Raw genomic sequence first — 1,727 nt, 5'->3', positions numbered from 1 at the left:
CGACGACGCTGGCGCCCGGCGAGAGCACCACCTGCCACGCCTCCTACGTCACGACCCAGACGGACGTGAACAACGGGTCCATCACCAACAGCGCGACCGCGACCGGCACACCGCCCGGCGGCGGCACTCCCGTCGAGTCGCCGCCGGACGAGGTCACCATCACCGCCGAGGCCAACCCGGCGATGACCGTGCAGAAGTCGGCCGACCCGACGACCTACACGGCCGCGGGCCAGACCATCACCTACTCCTACGTCGTCACCAACACCGGCAACGTCACCCTGACCGGCATCGGCGTCACCGACGACCAGGGCCTGTCGGTCTCCTGTCCGGTGAGCAGCCTGGACCCGGGGCAGAACACGACCTGCCAGGCCACCTACACCACGACCCAGGCGGACGTGGACAGCGGCTCCATCACCAACTCGGCGTACGCGCACGGCACACCGCCAGGCGGCGGCACTCCCATCGACTCGCCGCCGGACGAGGTCACCATCACCGCCGAGGCCAACCCGGCGATGACCGTGCAGAAGTCGGCCGACCCGACGACCTACACGGCCGCGGGCGAGACGATCAGCTACACCTACCTCGTCACCAACACCGGCAACGTGACCCTCACCAACGTCGGCATCAACGACGACCTGCCCGGCCTGTCCACGATCACCTGCACCACGACGACACTGGCGCCCGGCGAGAGCACCTACTGCCACGCCTCCTACGTCACGACCCAGACGGACGTGAACAACGGGTCCATCACCAACAGCGCGACCGCGACCGGTACTCCGCCCGGCGGCGGCACTCCCGTCGAGTCGCCGCCGGACGAGGTCACCGTCACGCTGCAGACGAACCCGGGCATCAGCGTGGCCAAGGCGGCCGACCCGTCCACCTTCAGCACCGTCGGCCAGACGATCAACTACACCTACACCGTCACCAACACCGGCGACACCTCGCTGAACAGCGTGGGCGTCACCGACGACCTGCCGGGCCTGTCGGCCGTCACCTGCGACGCGACGACCCTCGCCCCCGGCGCGTCCACCACCTGCCGCGCCACCTACCAGGTGACCCAGCAGGACCTGGACGCCGGCTCGATCCAGAACACGGCGACCGCGCACGGCACGCCGCCGGGCGAGTCGCCCGTCGAGTCGCCGCCGGACGAGGTCACCATCACCGCCGAGGCCAATCCCGGCCTCTCGGTGACCAAGTCGGCCGAGCCGGAGACCTTCAGCGGGCCGAACCAGACGATCACCTACACCTACCGCGTCACCAACACCGGCAACGTCACCCTGACCGGCATCGGCGTCACCGACGACCAGGGACTGCAGGTCTCCTGCTCGCCGTCCACGCTGGCGCCCGGCGAGCACGCCACCTGCCAGGCCACCTACACCACGACCCAGGCGGATGTGGACAACGGCTCCATCACCAACTCGGCGTACGCGTACGGCACGCCGCCCGGTGGCGGCACGCCCATCGAGTCGCCGCCCACGGAGGAGACCGTGACGGTCGAGTCCAGCCCGGCGATCAGGGTCGAGAAGTCGGCCGAGCCGACGAGCTACTCGGCGGCGGGCCAGACCATCACCTACACCTACCGGGTCACCAACACCGGCAACGTCACCCTGAACAGCGTCGGGATCACCGACGACCTGCCGGGCCTGTCGGCCGTCGTCTGCGACGCGACGAGCCTGGCGCCCGAGGCGAGCACGACCTGCCGCGCCACCTACCAGGTGACCCAGCAG

The 1,727-nt window shown here is 70.1% G+C and carries 1 protein-coding gene; it reads left to right on the top strand.

The genetic code is table 11. The features are described from left to right. On the top strand, positions 1 to 1,727 hold a 1,727-nt coding region (locus AB0J52_RS39170), incomplete at both ends, for a CLIPPER-2 domain-containing protein (protein WP_500188148.1).

Origin of the sequence: Spirillospora sp. NPDC049652 (assembly GCF_040675125.1) — a bacterium.
Lineage (GTDB): Bacteria > Actinomycetota > Actinomycetes > Streptosporangiales > Streptosporangiaceae > Spirillospora.
The sequence above is the reverse complement of the archived record's forward strand: the minus strand, read 5'-3'. Positions and strand labels throughout refer to the sequence as shown.